The organism is Nostoc sp. DedQUE09 (genome assembly GCF_034530915.1).
Classification (GTDB): Bacteria; Cyanobacteriota; Cyanobacteriia; order Cyanobacteriales; family Nostocaceae; genus Nostoc.
In genome coordinates, this window is the sequence record NZ_JAVRCE010000027.1 from 74,895 (window position 1) to 95,456 (window position 20,562).

The following is a 20,562-nucleotide window of genomic DNA, read 5'->3' on the forward strand; positions in this document are numbered from 1 at the left end:
TTGTCTATCGCAGGAAAATTAAAGAATTTATCCCTTAATCTAACCGACGAATACTTATTTTAGAATCACAACACCAAGTCAGTAAAATCAACTAGTAGCTGACTTAACTTGTGGGGTGCGAATATCTTACAAAATTTAAAATTCCTATATTTTAGCGTAACACAACGACCCTGAATTTTGAGCTTATTCGGCTGCTAAATTTCAAATTTTTTGAAGAGCTACACCTCAATCTGGATAAATTTAGCCTTATATCTTGGCGACAAGATTAAATCGCTTGCTTTTTGTCAATAAGTAATATTGCTTAAATTATCTTTGGAACTGTGGCAATAAAGGTGAGATGAGAAACTACTTAACACAATTTAATTTGGAATTTATCCCGTGTACTGAGAATTCATCTTTTAAGTTAGTTTAAAGTTTAAGTAGCCACAGATTAAGTGTAATTGCTTATTGACAAAAACCTCAACAACCTTAATTATCACCCATAGACTCATAAAAATGGGATTACCTGATGAAAACTTTGCGCTGGCACAGGGTTATCTTAAAATGAGTATAGGATATGTAAACTTTCGTAACCTAAGTCAGAGTCCGCCCATCCATGACCCCAGCCACCTCCCTGTTTACCCCTGTGGAAGCAGACCTGCGACTACTAGCAGATAACCTAAAACAGCTAGTTGGAAATCGCCACCCCATTCTGTTTGCAGCAGCCGAACATTTATTCGGAGCTGGGGGAAAGCGTATCAGACCAGCAATTGTCCTGCTAATATCGCGGGCAACAATGTTAGAACAAGAAATTACACCGCGTCATCGCCGCCTTGCTGAGATTACAGAAATGATTCACACAGCAAGTTTAGTACATGATGATGTGGTAGATGAATCAGACGTGCGGCGAGGCGTTCCTACCGTTCATAGTTTGTTCGGGAACCGCATTGCAATCTTAGCAGGAGATTTTCTCTTTGCCCAATCGTCCTGGTATTTAGCAAACTTGGACAATTTGGAGGTAGTGAAACTGCTCTCAGAAGTCATTATGGATCTGGCTACTGGGGAGATTCAGCAGGGACTAAATCGTTTTGATGCTGGTATCTCTATTGAAACTTACATTGAAAAGAGTTACTACAAAACAGCTTCATTAATTGCCAACAGTTCTAAAGCTGCTGGGTTACTCAGTGAAGTCTCGCGAGAAACTGTTGAGCATCTATATAGCTACGGTCGTCATTTTGGTATAGCATTTCAAATTGTTGATGACATTTTAGATTTCACCAGTACAACAGATACCTTGGGTAAACCAGTGGGGTCGGATCTCAAAAGTGGTAATCTAACTGCACCCGTTTTATTTGCTTTGGCGGAAAAACCATCTTTAGAAGTGCTGATTGAACGAGAGTTTGCTCAAGAAGGAGATTTAGAGCAAGCATTAGCACTGATTCAAGATAGTCAAGGTATACAGCAGGCGCGAGAGTTAGCTGCTCACCATGCTAAGTTGGCAATTGAACATCTTGCAGTTCTCCCATTCTCAGAATCCCACCAGGCATTGATTAACATAGCTGAGTACACACTGAGTCGCCTTTATTAAATCAGTTATCAGTTCTTAAGTAGAAAGTTGGGATTTAGATGTAAGTGTGTTGTGGCTGACGTAACGCACCAAAAACCTGAAATGTTGTGTTGTGCTAGCGCTTTAACACACTAAAGCAGTTTTATGTTTAATTCAATCCACTTATTTAGCAGGTAGAAAGTGGGGTTTTTCTTTGGAAGTTCTTTGGGATTTCCAAAAAATAAATTACTACTACTTCTGGGGTGGATAGTGTTCGGCTGAAAGCTCACTCTTAAGACTTGCCCGCTTTTGGTTACTGGACACCTCACAATAAAGAATGGGATATTTTTTAATGTGAAAGTTATTAAGTATAAAACTCTGCTTCATTAGGAAACTAAAACTTGAAAACAGAAAAATGTTCACTGATAACTGTTTTTTAATGAATTTTAGGTTTAACCGAAAGTTGAGTCAGTCGCATAGTGTAACGGAAAGAAAAAATTTCTTTTTTCACTGATTTAGAAAATTTTTTAAAGAAATTTGAGATTTAAAAATTTGGATGTGGGATTGTATCTAAAAAATCCCACATCCAAATTTTTTCTATGCAATATCAGGGGGTATGGGTTTAGGCGATCGCTTTTGTCGTAACTGTTTCTGCATGAGTTTTTCTAGTTCAGTTCGTCGAACTTCGACGGTATGAGTGGTCTTACCCGGCGTCTCCAAAAAAACGATACTATCTACGGGTTCTAATGCCACCAATTGGAACAAAATATGGGTGACAGGAGTAATTTTAGCTAGCATTTGAGGGTCAAGCCCATCAGGGGAAATTAGAGAGACATCCTGTATGGTAGGGAAAGCGTAAATCACACGTTTTTCCAATCCTGGATTAGCACGATTGCTCAATGTAGTTAAAACCCAGCTTGACTCCGAATTTTGGAGAATATAGTACTGGGAGTAGCGTAATTTTTGAGCGATCGCTCTAAGGGTAGGAGCAATTGCTGCAACAAGATGTGGTGTCATACCATCGCGGGGTGCATTGTCAATCAGCAATTGAATTTGTGCTTCTAAATCCATAATGACTTGTATACGACTCCTGGGTAATGGCAATAACATCTATCAAGTGTGAACAATCCCATCAGAATTGGGAATAATAAAATCAGCCATATCCTCAATATAGGATTGGTCTGCGTTTAGCTTATACGTAAAACCAAACCAGCCAATACCCACAGTCGTACAGGTTGTATTTAAGTTAAGTTAGGGTCTTTTGAAAACCGAGACTATGAATTCAGCCGCAACCGCAACTATTCCATCTGCAACTATTCTGGGAGAAAATTCTACAGGCGTGGAGGCGATCTTTCAACTCCTGTCCAAGGAGTTTCAGCAGTCAACTAAAGCTTCGGAACAGAATTGCCACGATGTAGCAAGACGTATCACCACCGAAGTCTACCGGATTTGTCATGAGAGTAAACGTATCCAAGCTTCTGGATCTGTAGAAAGCTCTGCGATGACCCTGGCTCGGCATCGGCTGCAACAGTGTCTCAGGTACTATCAGTTGGGTTCAAATCGGGGCAGGGTCGAATTACACAGTACTTTGAGTGCAATTATTTATCGATATATTAATCCGCCTCAAAAGCAATTGAGCTATCAAGGGCGACTGACTATAATTGAAGATTTCTTACAGAGTTTTTATCTAGAGGCGTTGAACGCTTTCCGGCGAGAAAATCAACTCGGTGCCACTTATCGCCCTCAAACGCTCTTGGAATTGTCCGAGTATATGGCATTTACCGAGCGCTATGGCAAGCGACGCATTCCTTTACCAGGCCGTCAGCAACAGCTAATTATCCTGCGGGCGCAAACTTTTTCCCAACAGCAACCTCCAGAAACCAGTGTAGATATAGAACAAGCCGCAGAAGGTAGCAATAATGAAGGTGACGGTTCTTGGGAAGAACCAGCAATTCACCAATTGCGCTCCACAATGGCAACGCAAGCCGAACCCGAACCCGAAGAAGACACCTTGCGTTCCGTTGTGGTTACGGAATTAATGAATTATCTCGAACAACGGCAACAATCTGACTGCGCTGATTATTTTTCTCTCCGCCTCCAAGATTTATCAGCACAGGAAATTGAATCGGTTTTAGGTTTAACCCCTCGCCAGAGAGATTATTTGCAGCAGCGCTTTAAGTATCATTTGATTCGCTTCGCCCTGTTGCACCGTTGGGAATTAGTTCACGAGTGGCTGGAAGCTTCTTTACACACAAACTTGGGCTTAACTCCTCAGCAATGGCAAGTATACACAGCACAGCTGGACAATAAGCAACGGTCTTTATTAGAGTTGAAGCAACAAGGACAAGCTGATGAAAAAATAGCAAAAACTCTAGGGCTGTCAATGGCACAACTGCAAAAACGATGGTTTAAGATTCTTGAGCAAGCTTGGGAAATTCGTAACTCATTAGTTTCCGGATCAGGTGCATCTACTCATGAATAGTGACTCAGAATCCTTACAACACCAGTGTCTCTATTGGTTATTGACAGATGATGTCAAAAATAACGAGCAATCGGTAGAATGTGAGGAAAATGACGGGGTAAAAAACCTCCTCAAGGAAGCCACTGCTTCAAAAAGCAGTGAGCCAAAATTGGGAGGAACGCCCCAGACCTTTCAATTGGGAGAAATTCCTACTGTGCAAGATCGTTTTCAAGCTGTCCTTAAGCATCGGTTACAAATCCAAGCCCAAGAACACCCACCGTTGTTTCCTTGGGAAACACAATTAATCGAATATCCTGATTTTGTTGATGAGCCTTCAATGACACTCGTTCCTAGCTGGGGATGGATGGTACAACAATCGAAGTTGACCTTGCCAACTCGCTTACCGGAAAGAGTTTTCCAGCAATTGCTAGAACAATGTCAGGCTTTAGTGACATCTTCAGTGCCATTGGGGGCAAAATTAGTTCAAGTGGTGGAGAACTTTTTTCCCAATGAATCTCAAGCACTAAATGATATAGCCGGATTGGTGTTAAGAAGCACCTATCGATCTGCAAGTACTTTGGAGACAATGCCTGCTATTCAAAGCGATTACTCAGATCTACAACCGCGTCAACAGATGGCTTTGTCGTTGCTAGCAGCTAAACAACTGCTAGAAAATCTGACTCTACCAGTTTCAGCAACTAGTCCGGTAGTAGAAAGACAGTGGCTAACCAGTGTTGGTGCTTTGAACATCAGAGTAGAATACCAGTCTCTAGGTAAACTTACGAAGTTACTTGTGCAAGCTGAGTTACCTGTTAAAGGAACTTTGACGCTGCGGGGAAGTGGCACTTTAGCAATGACAACATCTTCGACTTCGGGATACTTAAATGTAGAGTTAGGCTGCGAGCAACTTAACCCAACTTATACCTTAGAAGTTGAATTTCCAGAAATAGACGAACAGTCATTGTTGTTTGTGATTAATCCCACGATTTAGGTTCAATTGCCACCGCTAGCACACTATGTCAATCAACGCCGATATATATTAAGAGGATTTTCCTGGTTTTGAAGCTTATCCTATTTTTCAATAAACGGTCATTAGGGTGTCTACGAGAAGCAGTTATTACAAAGACACAGGGACACGGAAATATGGGGACATGGAGATATTGAGAATTTGATTATTTCTCGATTTACTGCGTCACCCATTTCTCGTGTATTTCCATCTCTACCCCTTAGATATCATTTTTTTAACACAGTGCTAGCGTAGCAAATTACGCCCCCTGCATTGTGTTTGTTGCATCTACATCATTGCTTCTACTAGACTCAAATGTTTAACTTATCCAGGATGAATCGGTTTTGGCGTATCCCTGTAGGTAATTTCTGGCGGCAAAATCCGCAGGGGTCGCCTTTGATTGAAGTGGAAGATTCAATTTTTTTGCGGGTGCTGGTGCTAGCGTTGGTTATTTTGGGAATTGTGGCGACGGATATTGCCGCTGAGACTTCATTCAGTTTTTGGGCGTTACCCCTGAGTGTTGTGGGTGCAATTTGGAGTTATTATCGTCGCCGCGATCGCAATGTTGCAATTAAATTCTGCATCGCCATCGGCATGTTAGTAGCACTAGGTGCTTTCTTTGGGCGGTTAGTAGGAGAGTTGAATGATACGCGGTTGGGTTTGGCAGAGTTATTAATTCAACTCCAGGTGTTGCATAGCTTTGATACACCACGCCGGAAAAATTTGGGCTATTCGATTGTGATCGGACTGATTTTATTGGGTGTGGCAGCAACCCTAAGTCAGACTTTAGCATTTGCACCTGTGTTGCTGTTATTTTTAGCGATCGCTCTGCCAACTTTAGTACTAGATTACCGCTCGCGCTTAGGTTTGCAGCCATTAAAAACTCAAAAGGAAAAATTTAATCAGAAGAATTCTTCAAGTCTTAATTTTAAATTTTTAATTCTAACTTTTTTACTAATTGTCGGTCTGGGGCTGGCAATTTTTGCTGTTTTACCCAGATTTCCCGGTTATCAATTACGGAATTTTCCTGTAAGTTCTGCTATTCAAGTAAAAAGTAATTTCACAGGTCGTAGTATCATTAATCCCGGTTATGTCCGCCAAGGTAAAGGTGAGAATCAAGGCAGTGGTAGCGGTGGTACAGGACAAAATAAAACGGGTGAACCAGGTAAAGTAGATAATAATTTTTATTACGGTTTTAATAGCCAAATGAATCAAAACCTGCGGGGCGAGATGAAACCCAAGGTTGTCATGCGGGTGCGATCGCAAGCAGAGGGTTTTTGGCGAGTATTAGGATTTGATCGCTATACAGGTAAGGGATGGGAGGTTTCTCGCAATGAGAATGTTACGACTGTTAGGCGATCGCCTTGGTCTTACCAAATTTTTCTTTCCCCATCTGTACTCACTGGTAAAACCCAAGAAGTAGTGCAAACTTATACTGTGGTATCAGATTTGCCTAACCTGATTCCGGCGATGACTTATCCCAAAGAAGTTTACTTTCCAGCACCAGTGATTGCTGTTGATAAAGAAGACGGATTGCGATCGCCTGTAGAATTATCAGAAGGATTCACCTACACAGTAGTTTCAGAAGTACCATACCGCGATCGCACTAAATTAGGTAAAGCTTCTACTAAATATCCAGAACAAATTAAAAAACATTATCTGCAAATTCCTCCCGAAATTGCCGAAAAAGTCCGGCAACGTACCGAAGAAATCCTCGCTAACTACAATCAAGAAAAAGTCTCGAAGTCTGCTAAAAGCCTAGATTCACCCTACGAAAAAGCTCTCTACTTAGCTCAATATTTAAAGCAACGCTACTCTGTTCCCCAAAATCCCTTAGATCTACCTTATTTGAGTGAAAAAGAAGACTTGGTAGAAACTTTTTTGTTTAAGCAAAAAGGAGGCTATCCAGACCACTTTTCAACAGTTCTCACGGTGATGTTGCGTTCCATTGGCATTCCAGCGCGGTTAGTAGCAGGGTTTAGTGCGGGAGAGTTTAATCCATTTACAGGGCTATATGTTGTCCGTAATACTGATGCTTATGCGATGACGGAAGTGTATTTTCCGAAATATGGTTGGTTTGCCTTTGACCCTATTCCCAATCATCCTCTGATACCACCTTCAATAGAAGACACTCAGACTTTTAGTGTATTACGCCAATTGTGGCATTGGGTTGCTGGCTGGCTACCTTCTCCGTTAACAGGTTTGTTGAATAATGTATTTGAGACAATATTTAAGTGGGTGATTAGAGCGATCGCTTGGTTTTTAGCTTTATTCTCTCAAGGTTGGTTTGGCGTATTAACTGCCTTAATCTTGTCAACTACAGCAGCTTTCTTCGCTTGGCTGGGTTGGGGTCAATGGCGACAGTGGCGCAACCGTCGATGGTTAAAGAAATTGCCAGCAATGGAGAGCCTTTATCAACAAATGCTACAATGGACGACCCAAAAAGGTTTAGGCAAACATCCAGCACAAACACCTTTAGAATATGCCAGAGTTTCATACCAGCATCATGCTCTAGCAACTGCTGAGGTCATAGATGAAATTTGTCAAGCTTATGTTGGTTGGCGCTATGGTGGTCATACGCCTAACTTGCAGCGATTGCGACAAAGATGGCAAGGTTTGAAAAAAGCTGCTAAGTAACTCATCAATGAGTCCTGTACAAAGGTTATCCATTGGGCAATCTTTTTGATAAATTGCGACAAATAGCACTTTTCACAATTCCTGAAATATAAATTGCTCCTTCAGAACGTCTGATTGGCTCGTGGTTCTTGTTCTCTGATACTAAGACTACTTCTCCTTTTTCCCTCCTATAACGTTTAACTAAAGTCTCATAATCCACAGAAACTATAACAATCTCTTCCTCCTTAGGCTTTTGGTATAGAGGATCAATCAGTTCAACAATTAACCAATCACCAGGATATATACCAATATCTATCATTGAGTCTCCCATTACAGGTAAGATGATCGTTTTATTTGATTCATTGATCAGTTCCTCACAGAGATCAATTTCTTCATAATCAATGTTCATTGAATCCCCCCCAACACTAGATGTGCTATGTATGCCTGCTGATACTGGATAATCATACTTCCTGACCTTGCGAAACTTTGCTGAATGTAGGATATCTATGAGTTCTTCTCCTTTTATTCCCTTTTCCCAAAGGTTTTCTATTGCCACAATCAAGTCATTACTGATTGATGAAGGGACACCAATGTCTGTAAGTGGCTCGCCAAATTTATATTTCCGACCTGACCCTTTTCTGGAACCGCCTCTTGGCATAAGTAATCATCCTTTGTGCAAGTTTTCGCAATTTCTCATATTTCCTTAGTAAAAACCTTACTAATTGTGTTTGTCTTGCAAAACTTTTGCAGGGTGTTCTTGATTAGGTGAACTGCTAAATTGTAGATGAGCAATGCCTAAGGCAAGTATGATATGGAATAATGCAATGAGAGCTTTTTCAGAGAAAATAACACTCAGCCCAGTGTTATAATTTGTTTCCTTACTCTGATTAGGATCGCTTTTCATAATATGCCTGTAATAAAATCTACAACTATAAAATAGTACAAATGAACTAAGTTTGCATAGTAGGTTTTGAAAAAAGTCTGGAAATCAAACTTCTATATTCCCGTTTTTCCCTATATTTATAACTTTCAAAAAACTCTTACCCCAAGAAATTGAATCTCTAAGGGATCGCGGGGAAGTAGATGATACCATAACTGTGATCGCTGTCCAAACACCACACCAATCTGTTACGCTAGTTCGCGCCGATTTCGCCAAGGGTTTAATCACAATAATTTGGCTGTGACAGATGTCAGCTGTAGTATGCCTGCACGATCAAACCTATTCTGCTAAGTGTGCATTTCCATAAATCTAGCAATAGCTAGATGCTGAAATTCTCTCAAAGGCTATAATTTACATCTGTTGCACCGAGAGATTAACTTGTGGATGTCATATTAGAACGATCGCACGAATTAAAACAAGCCTTAGTTGATTTTGTCCTTGATGCTGAAGGCGAATTGGCACAAGCGCTGGAAACTTATGCAGCAGAACAGTTGCGCCGTGGAAGTGGTGATAGTACACAGCAAGACTTAACCATCGATAGCTTTTTGACAGATGGGAAGGTCGGTGATAAGTCTCCATTAGAGTTGTTTATCGAAAGCCATCCAGATTTGGCAGAAAGCGATCGCAGTCTGATAAATAGTTGGCATCATAGTTTTATTGGCTTATTTGCCATCAGTAATATTTTCCCTGATGGCTTTGAATTGACGAATTGGTTGACAGATAAACGCTACATCGTCAAGCCAAACAATACTCAAACATTACAGGCAATATCTCGGCTGAAAGTCGGAGAAATCTTGTTAACTCGCATTTCTCCTGTTACCGATAGCTACTGGACGTTTTCTGGCCCCTACACAATAATGGGTAAATTAGGTAAGCCAAAACTTGCCGTAGCAATTGGTAATTTCAAAGAAAACTATAAAAGTAATCTTTACAGCGATGCTCCAGACTTGCTAGAAGAAGCTTGGCAGTCAGTAGAACAATATCATCAGCAGTTTGTGGACTTTTTTGGCACTGATGAAATTACACTACCTGGATATCAGCTTAATAAAAAAATAGCGGAATTTCAAGAAGTAATTACTGAAAAAACCTTTGCAGCCGCGGGAATTGATACTTCCAAATCTTTGGCTGAAGTGGCAGAAGCAGCTGGCATTGGCGACGAGGAAATAAAAGCAGCAGCACAAGAATTTGGTGCTGATTCCAACGTAGTCTCTGAGATGTTTAACAGCAAAAGCAGCAAGAGCAAAATGGTGATGCCAAAGGTTGATTTACCTGCTGAACTCAAGAAAGCAGAACAGGTAACGGCTCTTTCTCATCCCCGTTGGGGACAAATGTTTTTACCAACCTATAATAAAGTACAAGCAATCTTATCGGCAGAGGATTGGCAAAGTGTGCAAGGGGCAGAAAAACTAATTCGCTACTACCTCGAAGATAAAAGTATTAATGCTTTTATTTGGCATCGATTAGCGCAGCAGTATCCAACTCAATTAGAAAATGTGTTGCAAACATTTTTGCAACGTCCATTTAGGCTTGAAAGTGACTTGGATACACTTTTGCAAGAATTCCATAAACCTATTGAGCCAGAGTTGCCAGACATTGCCAGTGTACCCATACATTTGCATAACTTATTTCAGGAAGCTTTAGGAGAAGTTAACAAATCTAAGCCCAAGGGTAAGGGGCAACAAAAGCCAGCAAAGGGTTTTCAACGAGGATAACAAATATATGCAACATTTTACCCTACTCACTTAGGGTTCTATGGTTTCCTTTCTTAAAGTCGTTTTTAGAAGTGTATAGCTAGCTGTGCGCTTCCACAAAGTATTGTGTGAAATCACGATCAAAAACGAGATCGAGGCTAGCTAGTTATATTTAAAAATCGGTAGATAAAAGGTGAACAATCTCATCTACAATTTCTTCTGGACTCTCAAGCTTGACTAGAAATCGATTAAAACCAGCATTCAAAGCCTTATAGCTTGAGACTTCCCGTGTATAAGAAGTGATAGCGATCGCAGGCAACTGTCTTAGGGATGGGCAAGAATGCACTCGAATTTGCTCAATTAACCAATTTCCATCATGATCGGGCAACTTCATATTGCACAGCAGAATATCGGGATGAAGCGATTCGACCAAAACAAGGGCTTCTTCTGCGTCGCTTAAAGCCATTACCTCTGCACCTGCTGTTTCCAAAATGAAGGTGAGCAAATCTGCAATATCTGGCTCATCTTCTACCAGTAAGATCAGGGTTCCAACAAGGTGCTGGAGCGAATTTAACTCAGTTTCTTGATTGATTTTTTGATTCGTTGCCATACCGTCCTCTTATTGGCTATCTACTTAGTCTGCTATTTCTATTGCAATGCATAGAGCAGAATAAGTATTCACCCTAAATACACAAACTTGGGGTGAAAAGCTTGAGAACATGCTTTAATTACTTTTTGGTAACGGGTAATTAGAAAAAAGCCCTTACCCATTACCCATGACTCATCACTGAGGTTCAGTCTGAGTTGAAACTGTTAATACCTGCGGTGGTGTAGCATCGGGTGGATAGAGAAAGTCTACTTCTACCAAAGAGCGATCGCCTGGTTTCATCTTTAATAAAACTAACGGTTCCCCTGGTTGACCTCTCTTTTGCACTAAATGTACAAACTGAGTTTGTGGCTGATTTTGGTCATTTTTGTAACGTACTCGCACTGTCCCTCGGAAGAATACTTGAGGAGCGGGTGTACTCAGAAAGCGTAACCCTGGTTTGACTAACTGATCCTCCTTGAGTGGCGTTTGTATGGACACACTCACAGTTTGAGAACTTTGAGTATTGTTGTATAGTGGCAACTTCAGATTATATTGAATTCCATAGTTGCCATGAGCACGATATGCGGTGTCAGGATAGCGCACTAGCATAGGCGCACTTTGAATTTGACCAGTTCCTAATGTACCGCCATGCAGGGTACTCAGAGCGTAGGAAAACACTTGACCAGCCTGGGGAATAGTTAGATATCTAGCTTTAGGCTTATCTACTAATAAGGCTCTCCATCGTGAACCACCAACCACTCCCGCAACACGCCCATAAATTCTTGGTTTGCCAGTTTCTTCTAAAGGAGTGGGAATTTTATCTCGTGGCCCAGCTAAATCACCATTATCTAGTAAACTCTGCCACTCTTCTAAGGTAGGCGATCGCTCACTGCCATCAGGATTCTCCCGTGCAAACATCGCTAGGCTAGCTGCATAGACAGTGCCATCACTTTGCAGTCGCATGAATGTAGACCGACCATTTAGGGGTGGTGTCAATCCTTGCACAGGAATTGGTAAATTGAGTAACATCCGACTTTGCTTTGGTGGAATCTCAATTTGGGCAGGGAAAATCTCTTGTCGTACTCCTCGAAGCACATCAGACATAACGCGATCGCCTGGCCCAGCAAAAACCTTACCTAAAAGGTTTTGACTAAAAGATGGTAACTGAATAAAGGGTGCATCCGGTTGACTTAAATAACTCGCCGCCTGCCAAATATTTACCTTCACTGGTTCCGAACTAGGGTTATGCAAAATTATCCCTAAATAAAGAGAACGCAAATTCTCTGGTGGTTCAGCTTTCGCAACGTGATGGGCAAAAATATCAAATCGTCCCCGAAAAGGAAAATTCAGATGCGCTGTTGGTACTTTTCTTCCATCTGGTGGAAAGGTGGAAAGTAAAATCCCTTCTTTCAAAACCAATTCTGGACTATTGCTATTAAAGGTTGGCACTTTATCCAATTGACCTGGTAAAGGACGCACTTCTTGTGGTTGGACGACTTCTTCAGGTGGTAGCGTGGCAGGAGTTGATTGGGCTATCGGGAAAATTAGTAACAATGGCAACATATACTTAGATATTTCTTTCAACATACAGACATTAACAGCTTGATGAAAGTGCCAGTTTGTTAATAATTAATACGAAATCGGCAATAATCCCCATCAAATTTTCTTGATTGAGAACCGGAACATGGACAAAAATACAACGTGCTGTGAGTTTATTTTGGCTTAAGTAGTCCAACACTGAATAGTAAAGACCTTCACAGACAAATTTTCCACAGTCGTGGCTAATCTGAATTTTTGCTGCTCCCACCACTAATTTTTCTAAATCAACTTCTGTCTGCAAAACAATTTCTCCACAGCTAGCAACTGCTTCGACACTTAATTGTGTACGGCTTGCAGCCATGCCACAACAGATGATGTAATCAGGTTGGATTGCCTTGATTTTTTCCATTACCTGAGTACTGGCAAGTTGCACATCTACAGGTAACTGGCGTAAAAAAGTTAAGTCATGTGGTATCAACTCAAGTTTGGTAACTTCAAGTAATAAATCATCAGAAGAATTTGACTGTTGATCTTTGAGCCAAGTGTCAAAAGAAGTTAATAGAATTCTTTTCTTCATAACAAATATTATTTAGAATAGAAAAACCCTCCATAATAAATTTACAAGGAGCAGGTAAATGCCAGTAATTGCGGTCGTAGATTATGAGATGGGAAATTTGCACTCAGTTTGTAAAGGCTTGGAAAAAGCTGGGGCAACTCCTAATGTTACTTATTCTCCAAAGGAATTAGAGCAGGCAGATGCTATAGTCCTACCGGGAGTGGGAGCATTTGATCCAGCAGTGCAACACCTGCGATCGCGTGGTTTAGAACAACCTATTAAAGAAGCGATCGCATCTGGTAAACCTTTCTTAGGAATTTGTTTAGGATTGCAAATTCTCTTTGAATCAAGTGCAGAAGGTACTCAACCAGGACTGGGAATTATCAAAGGAAAAGTGCGGCGGTTTCGCCCAGAACCTGACATCACTATTCCTCACATGGGTTGGAATCAACTGGAAGTTACTCAACCAAAAAGTATTTTGTGGGAGCATTTACCGTCCGATCCTTGGGTATATTTTGTTCATTCCTACTATGTTGACCCAATAGACCCGCTAATCCGTGCAGCAACTATCACTCACGGTACTCAAACCGTTACAGCTGCGATCGCTCACAAAAACCTGATGGCAGTACAATTTCACCCGGAAAAATCCTCTAATATCGGATTGCAAATCCTATCTAATTTCGTTGCTCAAGTCCGCGAAAAAATTCCTGCCTAATATTCTTTTTGTCATTTGTTCTTTGTCTTTTGTCTAAAACTAATACTTCGGCTTTGCGGTAGTTGAGCGCAGTCGAAACTCAGTACAAGTGACCAATGACTAATGACTAATGATCAATGACTAATAACTAATGAGCTTGAGAATTTACGGTAATCGCCAGCTAAAAACTTTACCAGGAAAAGAAACTAGACCCACTAGTGCGCGAGTAAGAGAGGCAGTTTTTAATATTTGGCAAGGAGAAATTGCACGCTGTCGCTGGCTAGATTTGTGCGCAGGTACTGGTTCAATGGGCGCAGAGGCTTTGTGTAGAGGAGCCAGCCTAGTAGTAGGAATTGAACAATCGAGCCGAGCCTGTGCCACCATCCAACAAAATTGGCAGCAGTTAGCTAACGCTGACCAAGAATTTCGGGTATTGCGGGGAGATATTACCCAGCAGTTAAAGACTTTATCAGGTAAACAGTTTGATAGAATCTACTTTGATCCACCTTATGCCAGTGGATTGTACCAGCAAGTATTAGAAGCGATCGCTCATCATCAACTTTTAGATCCTAGCGGTGAAATCGCAGTTGAACACGCCTCACAAGGTTGGACACCGCCAGAGATTCCCGCTTGGGAAATTTGCCGCCTGAAAGTTTACGGCAACACATCACTTACTTTCTACAGAATTGTCGAATGACAGGAATGGGGAGTAGGGGAGAAAACTTGCTTTCTTGTCCTCCTTATCCCCCTTCCCTCATCCTACTCAGCAACGCCAGTTGTTCTCCTGTAGGAGACCCTACACGTAAGCTTGCTTAAGAGCAGGAGTACAAGTCGGCAGAACTGCCCAACGCACTGGCTCCTCAGCACGGGCTAAACGCCCCGCTACCGCTAACAGCACTGGGCACTCCCTCATCCCCCCAGCTGATTGGGGCGCTTGTATTGCTTATATGCAGCGTAAAAAAGTCCAGCGAGAGTTACGAAAACTAGACCAAGGACAATACCTGATAGCAGGGGTTCAACCACTGTAAATCTCCTTTTTGTAATTATTAAATATTCGTTGCCTGTTTTTGATTTTACCAAATTTCGTATGAATCCTGCGCCCTACAGCCCTTTGGAGTGCCACTACCCACAAAAAAATAGTCTTCTGTGCTTGCAGACACAATCAAGAACTTTTAAGCTATGTGTAGGAAATGAAAACTTTTTAGCACACCTAGACTTTCACAGCAAACCTTTTGGATAACCAGATTACCAAACCTGAAATTTTGATTCAGCGGATCGTTTTATTGACGCTGGCTATACTGCTAGGAGTCCCTTTGGGCTTTTTTGGTGTTCAGTTAGTTCAAGCCTCCGATCCATACGTCAAGAGCGTTCTATCCCTAACAGGAAACCCAGTTCAAGGACACGCGATCTTCCAAATTAACTGTGCTGGTTGTCATGGCTTGGAAGCAGACGGGCGAGTGGGACCCAGTTTGCAAGCTGTTTCAAAGCACAAGTCTCGGTATGGGCTGATTCACCAAGTGATCAGTGGCGAAACACCGCCAATGCCAAAATTCCAACCTAGTGCTCAAGAAATGGCGGATCTTTTAAACTATTTAGAGTCGTTGTAGACCTATGAATTTTTGGTTGTAGGATACCTAAGCACCCTTCCGTAAAAAGGTAGTATATAATACGTCTCTCTTTATACCCAAAACAGTTGTAAACAGATCCCCAAGATGCTCGATAGGTTCGCGCAGCGTCTTGTAAAGAAGCTTTAGTAACATAGGAGCGTCGCCCTCAGCACATTATGCCTGTTCTACTTGAGAAAATTCTAAACGCTTAGATGCGAAACGCTGTGCGTAGCTTGCTTTCGCGTAGGGGTACGCGGACTCATGAAAGTCCTTGGCGTCTACCTTTATCTACAAACGCTCTTTTGAGGTTGGGAGAAGAACCGCGACACTAATACCACTGTGCCTCTACGCATAATAATAGAAACCTCAAAACACCCTAGCTCAGTCTGATAAACTTCGTCTTCTAAAGTCGTAGTGGCGACAACTGTCTTTTATCTTTATCTTCACATCTGCTAGAATTTGCGTAGAATCTTTGATAAAAACTCATACAAACTGTATATTTTTAAGTATGTTAGCAAGTAACTATTTAATTATCGTGAAAGTGAGGTTAGTATACCTAACTCTGTAGAATTAAGGTAAAAGTTCCTAGACAATGAGCTAAGGTATAGCTTCTTTAACAGACTAGATATTCTTGAGATGCCCGAAAGCTAATGACTGAAGCGATCCAAATCGGTAATCGTACAATCACAGCTAGTGAACTGATTTCCTTACTGGCAAGTTATCAAATGCTGCCACAGTTGCAGCGCGAATTGATCATTGATGAGGCAATAGAGCAAAACTCACGCTCCACGAAGGCAATAGAGTGTACACCTGAGGAAGTAGCGCAAGCTAAACAGCAGTTTTATGCTGAAAAACAGTTAAAAAATGAACAAGACATCCAGGCTTGGATGGCACATCAAGGGCTGACTCCCGATCAACTAGAAGTTATTACCACTCGTAAGCTGAAAATTGAAAAATTCAAGCAAGCCACTTGGGGTAATAAACTGGAATCCTACTTTTTTCAATCTAAGGCAAAACTAGACAAAGTAATTTATTCTCTGCTGCGAACCCAAGATGTGGGAATTGCTCAAGAACTTTACTTCCGGATTCAGGCAAAAGAAAACTCTTTTGCTGACTTGGCGCGGGAGTACTCACTCGGTCCAGAAGCCCAAACTGGCGGTTTAGTAGGTCCAATTGAACTGAATGCACTACATCCGGTAATGGTGCAAATGCTCTCTAGCAGTCAACCAGGTCAGATATTACCCCCGACGCGCATCGCTGAATGGTTTGTGATCTTGCGGCTGGAAAAATTTATTCCAGCACAATTGGATGAATTTATGAAAGTGCGTCTGTTGAGTGAACTCTTTGAAACCTGGCTACAAGAACAGCAAAAGCGAATCATGTCTGCACCAAAAGGGGAGGGGGACACAGGACAACAGGGAGAGGGCGATAAACCTTTGACTTAAGCATCGGAGATAGATAGCTTCTATGCTTAGCTTCAAAACTAAAGATAGCGATCGCAGATGTGTATGAATATGTCATTTTTGAATCGCTTTCTACTGAACTTGGCTAAGTTGAAAAGGTTGAGTGAAGCGATCAATCACATTTAGATAGGATTGAGGCGAGACTAGCGCTCTCCCCCCTTTTACCCAACCTGTTTGTTCCAAAGTTGAGAAGGGTGAGAGACGCGTCGTGCCAACCTTACACTAGTTGTTCAAGCAAAGACTTTTCGGCTTCTCCTGATATTTCTATAACTGTTGAATCAAAAACAATTACATGACTTGCAGCAGGTAGTAGTCGCCGAAGAATTTGTAGATAGGCATCTGCATCATTCCGACGACGAAACCGAGCTACTACCAGGCGCTGTATGTTGGGTAGTTGCCGAATAATACACCAAGGATGACTATTTGATTTTGACTTCGAGGTTGGTATCATAGGTTTATCCCTCCCACTTTGTGAGATGTGTTAGGAATAGCGATCGCTCTGTTAGTTTTCCAGGCTGGACGAGCGATCGCTTTTGATGTTGTTCATATTGTAGGTGGAATCCCACCTTAATTATTAAAAGGTGGAATCTCGCCTTTGTCAAGATAAAAATGGGGCTAGTTAGACTGAAGATTAGAGAACTTGCAGCAGAAAGAAGTTGGACAATCAAAGAGGTGGCTGAACGTGCCAAGGTAAACTACAACACAGTGAAAAGTTACGCACGACACCCTGGCATGAATATGGTTGACCTGACTGCTGTTCAAAAAATAGCCCGTGCTTTTGGTGTATCAATTGAAGATTTGATTGAAGTGGTGGAAGAGTAGGCAATTACGAAATCCAGTGTGTTACATCGCAGGGATTGCAGGAGATAAACTTAGAATTGCCAAAGTAGAAAGCTGATATAAAAAAAATATTCTAAGAGTCCACGTCATCCCATCCATAATTATTTGTTCCAATGTGCTTTTCGAGTAACTGAACTAATTTATTAAGATAAACGTAAGTAAGTCGGCAGAAAAATTTATAGCTATGTAACGAAAAGTTAAGGAGAATTGTTCGAGTAAAATTTAACACGTTCTGTAGTATAGTTTCCTCGCTCTCCTCTAGCTTGAATACCATTTATTACTCCATAGGCAAGGTCTAATTCATCGTCAAACACTTGTCCTGATAATTCATTTTTTTTGAGGTGCTGCCACTCCAATTCAATTGGATTCATTTCGGAGCGATATTTGGGTAGAAAGAAGATATACAATCCCATCTTTTCCCACTTAGACCATAACTGCTGTACCTCTCTGCACCGATGTATTGGGCCGTTGTCTTGCACTATTACTTTGATGCGCCCAGACTTTTCGGCTTGAAGTGCTTCTTCCTCCATCATCTGGATATAAGATTTTCTGTCAACGCCACCAATAACCAAACCGTAAATAAAGCTAATAAAAGGTTGAAGAAACCCAATAATACTTAATCTCCTACCACGGCGTTTGGTTTGTTCTAGCCGTTTTTGCTCACCTCTAAAGTAATAGGTATAACCCGGTTCACTCCATACACAAAACCCTGATTCATCCAAAAATTTTAAATCTATTTCTCCACTGGCAGCAGCTAATTCCAGCATTTCTAGGACTGAAGAGTTTCTGCGCTCGTACTACTGGGTCTTGTTTTCCTTTATGACTCTTCCTTGCTCGTTTCCAAATGACCCCCTTTTTTTAAGTACCCGTCTTAATCTGTCGGGACTCATTTTAATGGAGCGATCGCGTTCTAATTTCTCGGTGAGTTGGCGACTGTTGTAGGTGCGTGGCTCTTTTTTAAGGCATTCTTCTAAAAATATAATGTCAACTTCACTCAACTTTGGTTTTACCCCTCGACCGGTTAATTCCCAAAGACCTTCCACTCCCAACTTCTGCCATTTATGTAAGACTTCTCTAACTGTTTGTGGAGTCCAATTAAAATGATCTGCTATTTTTTCTACGTACCAACCATGTGCATTCAATCTGATGACTTCTGCTCTGTCTTTTACTTTCTGTGGCACATCCGTAGTTCTGAGTTTTAGCAGGCTGCGGTCTTGCTCACGAGTGAGGAATACCCTTAAACGAGCGCCCATATACAAGTAACCTTAGTAGATATATCCTACGTATTTACTTATCTTCACATAGTTTCGTTTTTTTATGCCGACTTACTTAGTTATAGCCATACTTACTGATAATTTTTTCAGCGTTTGCATCTGCAATCCCCTTGAGGTGACAACGTTTTTCACTCATATCCAACAACAGTTCACCCTGAATTGTATTGGGATTTGTTTGTTTATTAATTCTTTGTCTTTGCGCTACTTGCCAAGCATGATCAAATTTCTTAGCTTGAACTAGGCTGATAATTTGCTCTGCTTCTTCTATGTATCCTTTGTCATTTAATTGGCTTGCTGTACTAAGCGCATTAGCACCATCTTCTAGTGTCCGTCCACTATACCCTAAGGGACGAGCAGCAGCATCAGAAAATTCATCTGTTGATGAGTTCGTTTGAAATTTACCGTTCTCATGTTTCTTTTTTGTGTACGTCACTTCGCGTTCAACAGCTTTAGCTGTCTCAATTCGCTTGCGGTGTTCAAACTCCCGTAACAATTCAACTCCATCTTTGATACGGTGTAAATTCTCATCAAGAACACGAGATTCGATTTCAACTTTAGAGAGCTGAGACCCAACACGTACAATAAAAACTTGATCTAAACCAGCTTCGATAGCAGCTCGGCAACGACGATGCCCAGAAATGATTTGCAGGGTTCGGCCTTGTTGAGTTACCAAAATAGGATTGTTTTGTAAAAATCCTTTTTCTCGGATTGATTCAATTAAATCTGATATATTATCTTCCGTTCCGTATATTTCAGTATTGAGTGGATGAGACTTTAGTTTCTTTGGATCAGCTTTTTCACTGTGGAGAAATACTACTGTTGATGTGGTATCAGATAAGTCTGTAGTAGCAATTTTAAAGCTAGCCACTAGTAACTCTTTTCCTCCTTTGGATTTGCGTCCTTCTGCATTTGTCATGCTGTATAGCTTTTCCCAAGGATAAATATTAGCCCAAGAATATAAATCAAGAATTCCAGGAGAATTGTCAATGGTCATTAACCAATTATGAGGACAATTCCTTAGTTCTGCTGCTAATAACCCGTGATTAAAGCCTGTGTGTAACTTTCCTGATTTACCATATAATTTTGATGCTTCGGCTGACAAATATGGAGGATCAAGAAAAATAAACACGTTTTTTCCTGGCTTGCAAAGAAGTTCTTGGTAATCCTGAGAAGTAAAGATAACCTTTTTTAAGCGCCCATTTAATGCACGTAACCTTTCAATGCTCGAAACTGTAAAACGGTCACAGTACGCTAACGGCCTTAGTCCACCAGATTCAACCGTTTAATAAAACATCAGCTTTTTTCCGGTTATCATTAACCTTTCCAATGGTTTGAACATGAGTTAGAACACCTATGTGAGGTAGCATAACCTTACCGCAGTTTTCTTTAAGCCATCAATAACCTGTTTTTCGTTTCCTCTAGTCATCTCCCTTAAACCACAGTATATTTAGCAACCCAATAATAGCAAAGGATTGGTATTTATTCTGTCCGAAAACCTAAAAGCTACTTTATGAAAGGATACTAACAACATCTAGCAGACAAAGACAATTTGACTTTCTGATATATGTTTAGTTGCTTCGCGCAACTGTCTCACTCAAACAAAAGGTATTTAATCTAGCTGCTGGAATTTAACTAAATGATCTATGTAAATTCAAGATAAACAAAAACCCCCAAGCTGTGACGTGAGCTTGGAGGTTTTTGTTTGTATAATGAGACCTGGCATCGAGCTATTTTTGCGTAGGGCAACCCCTAAACTATCGT

Annotated in this window: 19 protein-coding genes and 1 pseudogene; 10 read left to right on the plus strand and 10 right to left on the minus strand. The window is 41.1% G+C overall.

From position 1 onward, the window contains the following. The first annotated feature begins 595 nt into the window (after positions 1-595). Positions 596-1,567, plus strand: a complete 972-nt coding sequence (sds, locus tag RMY27_RS18355) for a solanesyl diphosphate synthase (protein ID WP_322665585.1) — start codon at positions 596-598, stop codon at positions 1,565-1,567. A gap of 555 nt (positions 1,568-2,122) precedes the next feature. On the opposite strand, the gene RMY27_RS18360 is transcribed toward sds, so the two are convergent. Beyond that, positions 2,123-2,596, minus strand: a complete 474-nt coding sequence (locus tag RMY27_RS18360) for a hypothetical protein (RefSeq protein WP_322665587.1) — start codon at positions 2,594-2,596, stop codon at positions 2,123-2,125. A 205-nt stretch (positions 2,597-2,801) separates the two neighbouring features. On the opposite strand from RMY27_RS18360, the gene hetZ reads away from it, so the two are divergent. The 3 genes from hetZ (at position 2,802) to RMY27_RS18375 (ending at position 7,629) form a co-directional block, all read left to right on the plus strand. Beyond that, complete coding sequence (gene hetZ / locus RMY27_RS18365) at positions 2,802-4,007, plus strand: heterocyst differentiation protein HetZ (RefSeq protein ID WP_094352496.1); 1,206 nt, start codon at positions 2,802-2,804, stop codon at positions 4,005-4,007. Beyond that, positions 4,000-4,977, plus strand: coding sequence for a PatU (locus RMY27_RS18370; RefSeq protein WP_322665589.1), 978 nt, complete (start codon positions 4,000-4,002; stop codon positions 4,975-4,977). Before hetZ ends, RMY27_RS18370 begins: the two co-directional genes overlap by 8 nt. A gap of 348 nt (positions 4,978-5,325) precedes the next feature. Then, positions 5,326-7,629 (plus strand): DUF3488 and DUF4129 domain-containing transglutaminase family protein, encoded by a 2,304-nt coding sequence (locus RMY27_RS18375; protein ID WP_322665615.1) that lies wholly within the window; start codon positions 5,326-5,328, stop codon positions 7,627-7,629. Positions 7,630-7,654: 25 nt separating this feature from the next. Here the strand turns inward: RMY27_RS18375 and RMY27_RS18380 are convergent, their stop codons facing one another. Both RMY27_RS18380 and RMY27_RS18385 read right to left on the minus strand, forming a co-directional pair. Continuing rightward, the gene (locus RMY27_RS18380; RefSeq protein WP_322665591.1) at positions 7,655-8,266 is read right to left on the minus strand and encodes a LexA family protein; all 612 of its coding nucleotides are present in this window, start codon (positions 8,264-8,266) and stop codon (positions 7,655-7,657) included. 60 nt (positions 8,267-8,326) lie between these two features. After that, the gene (locus RMY27_RS18385; RefSeq protein WP_322665592.1) at positions 8,327-8,512 is read right to left on the minus strand and encodes a hypothetical protein; all 186 of its coding nucleotides are present in this window, start codon (positions 8,510-8,512) and stop codon (positions 8,327-8,329) included. 416 nt (positions 8,513-8,928) lie between these two features. On the opposite strand from RMY27_RS18385, the gene RMY27_RS18390 reads away from it, so the two are divergent. Further along, entirely contained in the window at positions 8,929-10,260 is a 1,332-nt protein-coding gene (locus RMY27_RS18390; RefSeq protein WP_322665594.1) for a hypothetical protein, read from the plus strand. 151 nt (positions 10,261-10,411) lie between these two features. Here RMY27_RS18390 and RMY27_RS18395 read toward each other — a convergent pair whose 3' ends face one another. The 3 genes from RMY27_RS18395 to RMY27_RS18405 form a co-directional block, all read right to left on the minus strand. Next, positions 10,412-10,849, minus strand: a complete 438-nt coding sequence (locus RMY27_RS18395; protein WP_322665596.1) for a response regulator — start codon at positions 10,847-10,849, stop codon at positions 10,412-10,414. Between the two features lie 174 nt (positions 10,850-11,023). Further along, positions 11,024-12,391, minus strand: coding sequence for a DUF3370 domain-containing protein (locus RMY27_RS18400; protein WP_322665616.1), 1,368 nt, complete (start codon positions 12,389-12,391; stop codon positions 11,024-11,026). Positions 12,392-12,422: 31 nt separating this feature from the next. Beyond that, positions 12,423-12,944 carry a peptidase C15 gene (locus RMY27_RS18405; protein WP_322665598.1) on the minus strand — a complete coding sequence of 174 codons (522 nt, stop codon included), beginning with the start codon at positions 12,942-12,944 and terminating at the stop codon, positions 12,423-12,425. A gap of 58 nt (positions 12,945-13,002) precedes the next feature. On the opposite strand from RMY27_RS18405, the gene hisH reads away from it, so the two are divergent. Both hisH and rsmD read left to right on the plus strand, forming a co-directional pair. Further along, a complete protein-coding gene (gene hisH / locus RMY27_RS18410; protein WP_322665600.1) occupies positions 13,003-13,638 on the plus strand; it encodes an imidazole glycerol phosphate synthase subunit HisH in 636 nt (211 codons plus the stop codon). Between the two features lie 130 nt (positions 13,639-13,768). Further along, positions 13,769-14,314 carry a 16S rRNA (guanine(966)-N(2))-methyltransferase RsmD gene (gene rsmD, locus RMY27_RS18415; RefSeq protein ID WP_322665602.1) on the plus strand — a complete coding sequence of 182 codons (546 nt, stop codon included), beginning with the start codon at positions 13,769-13,771 and terminating at the stop codon, positions 14,312-14,314. Between the two features lie 212 nt (positions 14,315-14,526). Here rsmD and petG read toward each other — a convergent pair whose 3' ends face one another. Then, positions 14,527-14,640 carry a cytochrome b6-f complex subunit V gene (gene petG / locus RMY27_RS18420; protein WP_063721252.1) on the minus strand — a complete coding sequence of 38 codons (114 nt, stop codon included), beginning with the start codon at positions 14,638-14,640 and terminating at the stop codon, positions 14,527-14,529. A 209-nt stretch (positions 14,641-14,849) separates the two neighbouring features. Here petG and RMY27_RS18425 point away from each other — a divergent pair, with 209 nt between their 5' ends. Continuing rightward, positions 14,850-15,224 (plus strand): c-type cytochrome, encoded by a 375-nt coding sequence (locus tag RMY27_RS18425; protein ID WP_094352507.1) that lies wholly within the window; start codon positions 14,850-14,852, stop codon positions 15,222-15,224. A gap of 650 nt (positions 15,225-15,874) precedes the next feature. Further along, on the plus strand, positions 15,875-16,669 hold the full coding sequence (locus RMY27_RS18430) for a peptidylprolyl isomerase (RefSeq protein ID WP_322665604.1): 795 nt from the start codon (positions 15,875-15,877) through the stop codon (positions 16,667-16,669). A 235-nt stretch (positions 16,670-16,904) separates the two neighbouring features. Here RMY27_RS18430 and RMY27_RS18435 read toward each other — a convergent pair whose 3' ends face one another. Then, the gene (locus RMY27_RS18435; protein WP_322665607.1) at positions 16,905-17,138 is read right to left on the minus strand and encodes a hypothetical protein; all 234 of its coding nucleotides are present in this window, start codon (positions 17,136-17,138) and stop codon (positions 16,905-16,907) included. A gap of 158 nt (positions 17,139-17,296) precedes the next feature. Here RMY27_RS18435 and RMY27_RS18440 point away from each other — a divergent pair, with 158 nt between their 5' ends. After that, the gene (locus RMY27_RS18440) at positions 17,297-17,509 is read left to right on the plus strand and encodes a helix-turn-helix transcriptional regulator (protein WP_322665609.1); all 213 of its coding nucleotides are present in this window, start codon (positions 17,297-17,299) and stop codon (positions 17,507-17,509) included. A 215-nt stretch (positions 17,510-17,724) separates the two neighbouring features. Here RMY27_RS18440 and RMY27_RS18445 read toward each other — a convergent pair. Next, a pseudogene (locus RMY27_RS18445) lies at positions 17,725-18,780 on the minus strand (IS630 family transposase). Positions 18,781-18,856: 76 nt separating this feature from the next. Next, the gene (locus tag RMY27_RS18450; RefSeq protein WP_322665618.1) at positions 18,857-20,023 is read right to left on the minus strand and encodes a ParB N-terminal domain-containing protein; all 1,167 of its coding nucleotides are present in this window, start codon (positions 20,021-20,023) and stop codon (positions 18,857-18,859) included. Between the last annotated feature and the right edge of the window lie 539 nt (positions 20,024-20,562).

What these genes read in the sequence shown, in the direction of transcription:
- sds (WP_322665585.1), top strand. Translation starts at nt 596, where the DNA reads ATGACCCCAGCCACCTCCCTGTTTACCCCTGTGGAAGCAGACCTGCGA.
- RMY27_RS18360 (WP_322665587.1), bottom strand. Translation starts at nt 2,596, where the DNA reads ATGGATTTAGAAGCACAAATTCAATTGCTGATTGACAATGCACCCCGC.
- hetZ (WP_094352496.1), top strand. Translation starts at nt 2,802, where the DNA reads ATGAATTCAGCCGCAACCGCAACTATTCCATCTGCAACTATTCTGGGA.
- RMY27_RS18370 (WP_322665589.1), top strand. Translation starts at nt 4,000, where the DNA reads ATGAATAGTGACTCAGAATCCTTACAACACCAGTGTCTCTATTGGTTA.
- RMY27_RS18375 (WP_322665615.1), top strand. Translation starts at nt 5,326, where the DNA reads ATGAATCGGTTTTGGCGTATCCCTGTAGGTAATTTCTGGCGGCAAAAT.
- RMY27_RS18380 (WP_322665591.1), bottom strand. Translation starts at nt 8,266, where the DNA reads ATGCCAAGAGGCGGTTCCAGAAAAGGGTCAGGTCGGAAATATAAATTT.
- RMY27_RS18385 (WP_322665592.1), bottom strand. Translation starts at nt 8,512, where the DNA reads ATGAAAAGCGATCCTAATCAGAGTAAGGAAACAAATTATAACACTGGG.
- RMY27_RS18395 (WP_322665596.1), bottom strand. Translation starts at nt 10,849, where the DNA reads ATGGCAACGAATCAAAAAATCAATCAAGAAACTGAGTTAAATTCGCTC.
- RMY27_RS18400 (WP_322665616.1), bottom strand. Translation starts at nt 12,391, where the DNA reads ATGTTGCCATTGTTACTAATTTTCCCGATAGCCCAATCAACTCCTGCC.
- RMY27_RS18405 (WP_322665598.1), bottom strand. Translation starts at nt 12,944, where the DNA reads ATGAAGAAAAGAATTCTATTAACTTCTTTTGACACTTGGCTCAAAGAT.
- hisH (WP_322665600.1), top strand. Translation starts at nt 13,003, where the DNA reads ATGCCAGTAATTGCGGTCGTAGATTATGAGATGGGAAATTTGCACTCA.
- rsmD (WP_322665602.1), top strand. Translation starts at nt 13,769, where the DNA reads ATGAGCTTGAGAATTTACGGTAATCGCCAGCTAAAAACTTTACCAGGA.
- RMY27_RS18430 (WP_322665604.1), top strand. Translation starts at nt 15,875, where the DNA reads ATGACTGAAGCGATCCAAATCGGTAATCGTACAATCACAGCTAGTGAA.
- RMY27_RS18435 (WP_322665607.1), bottom strand. Translation starts at nt 17,138, where the DNA reads ATGATACCAACCTCGAAGTCAAAATCAAATAGTCATCCTTGGTGTATT.
- RMY27_RS18440 (WP_322665609.1), top strand. Translation starts at nt 17,297, where the DNA reads ATGGGGCTAGTTAGACTGAAGATTAGAGAACTTGCAGCAGAAAGAAGT.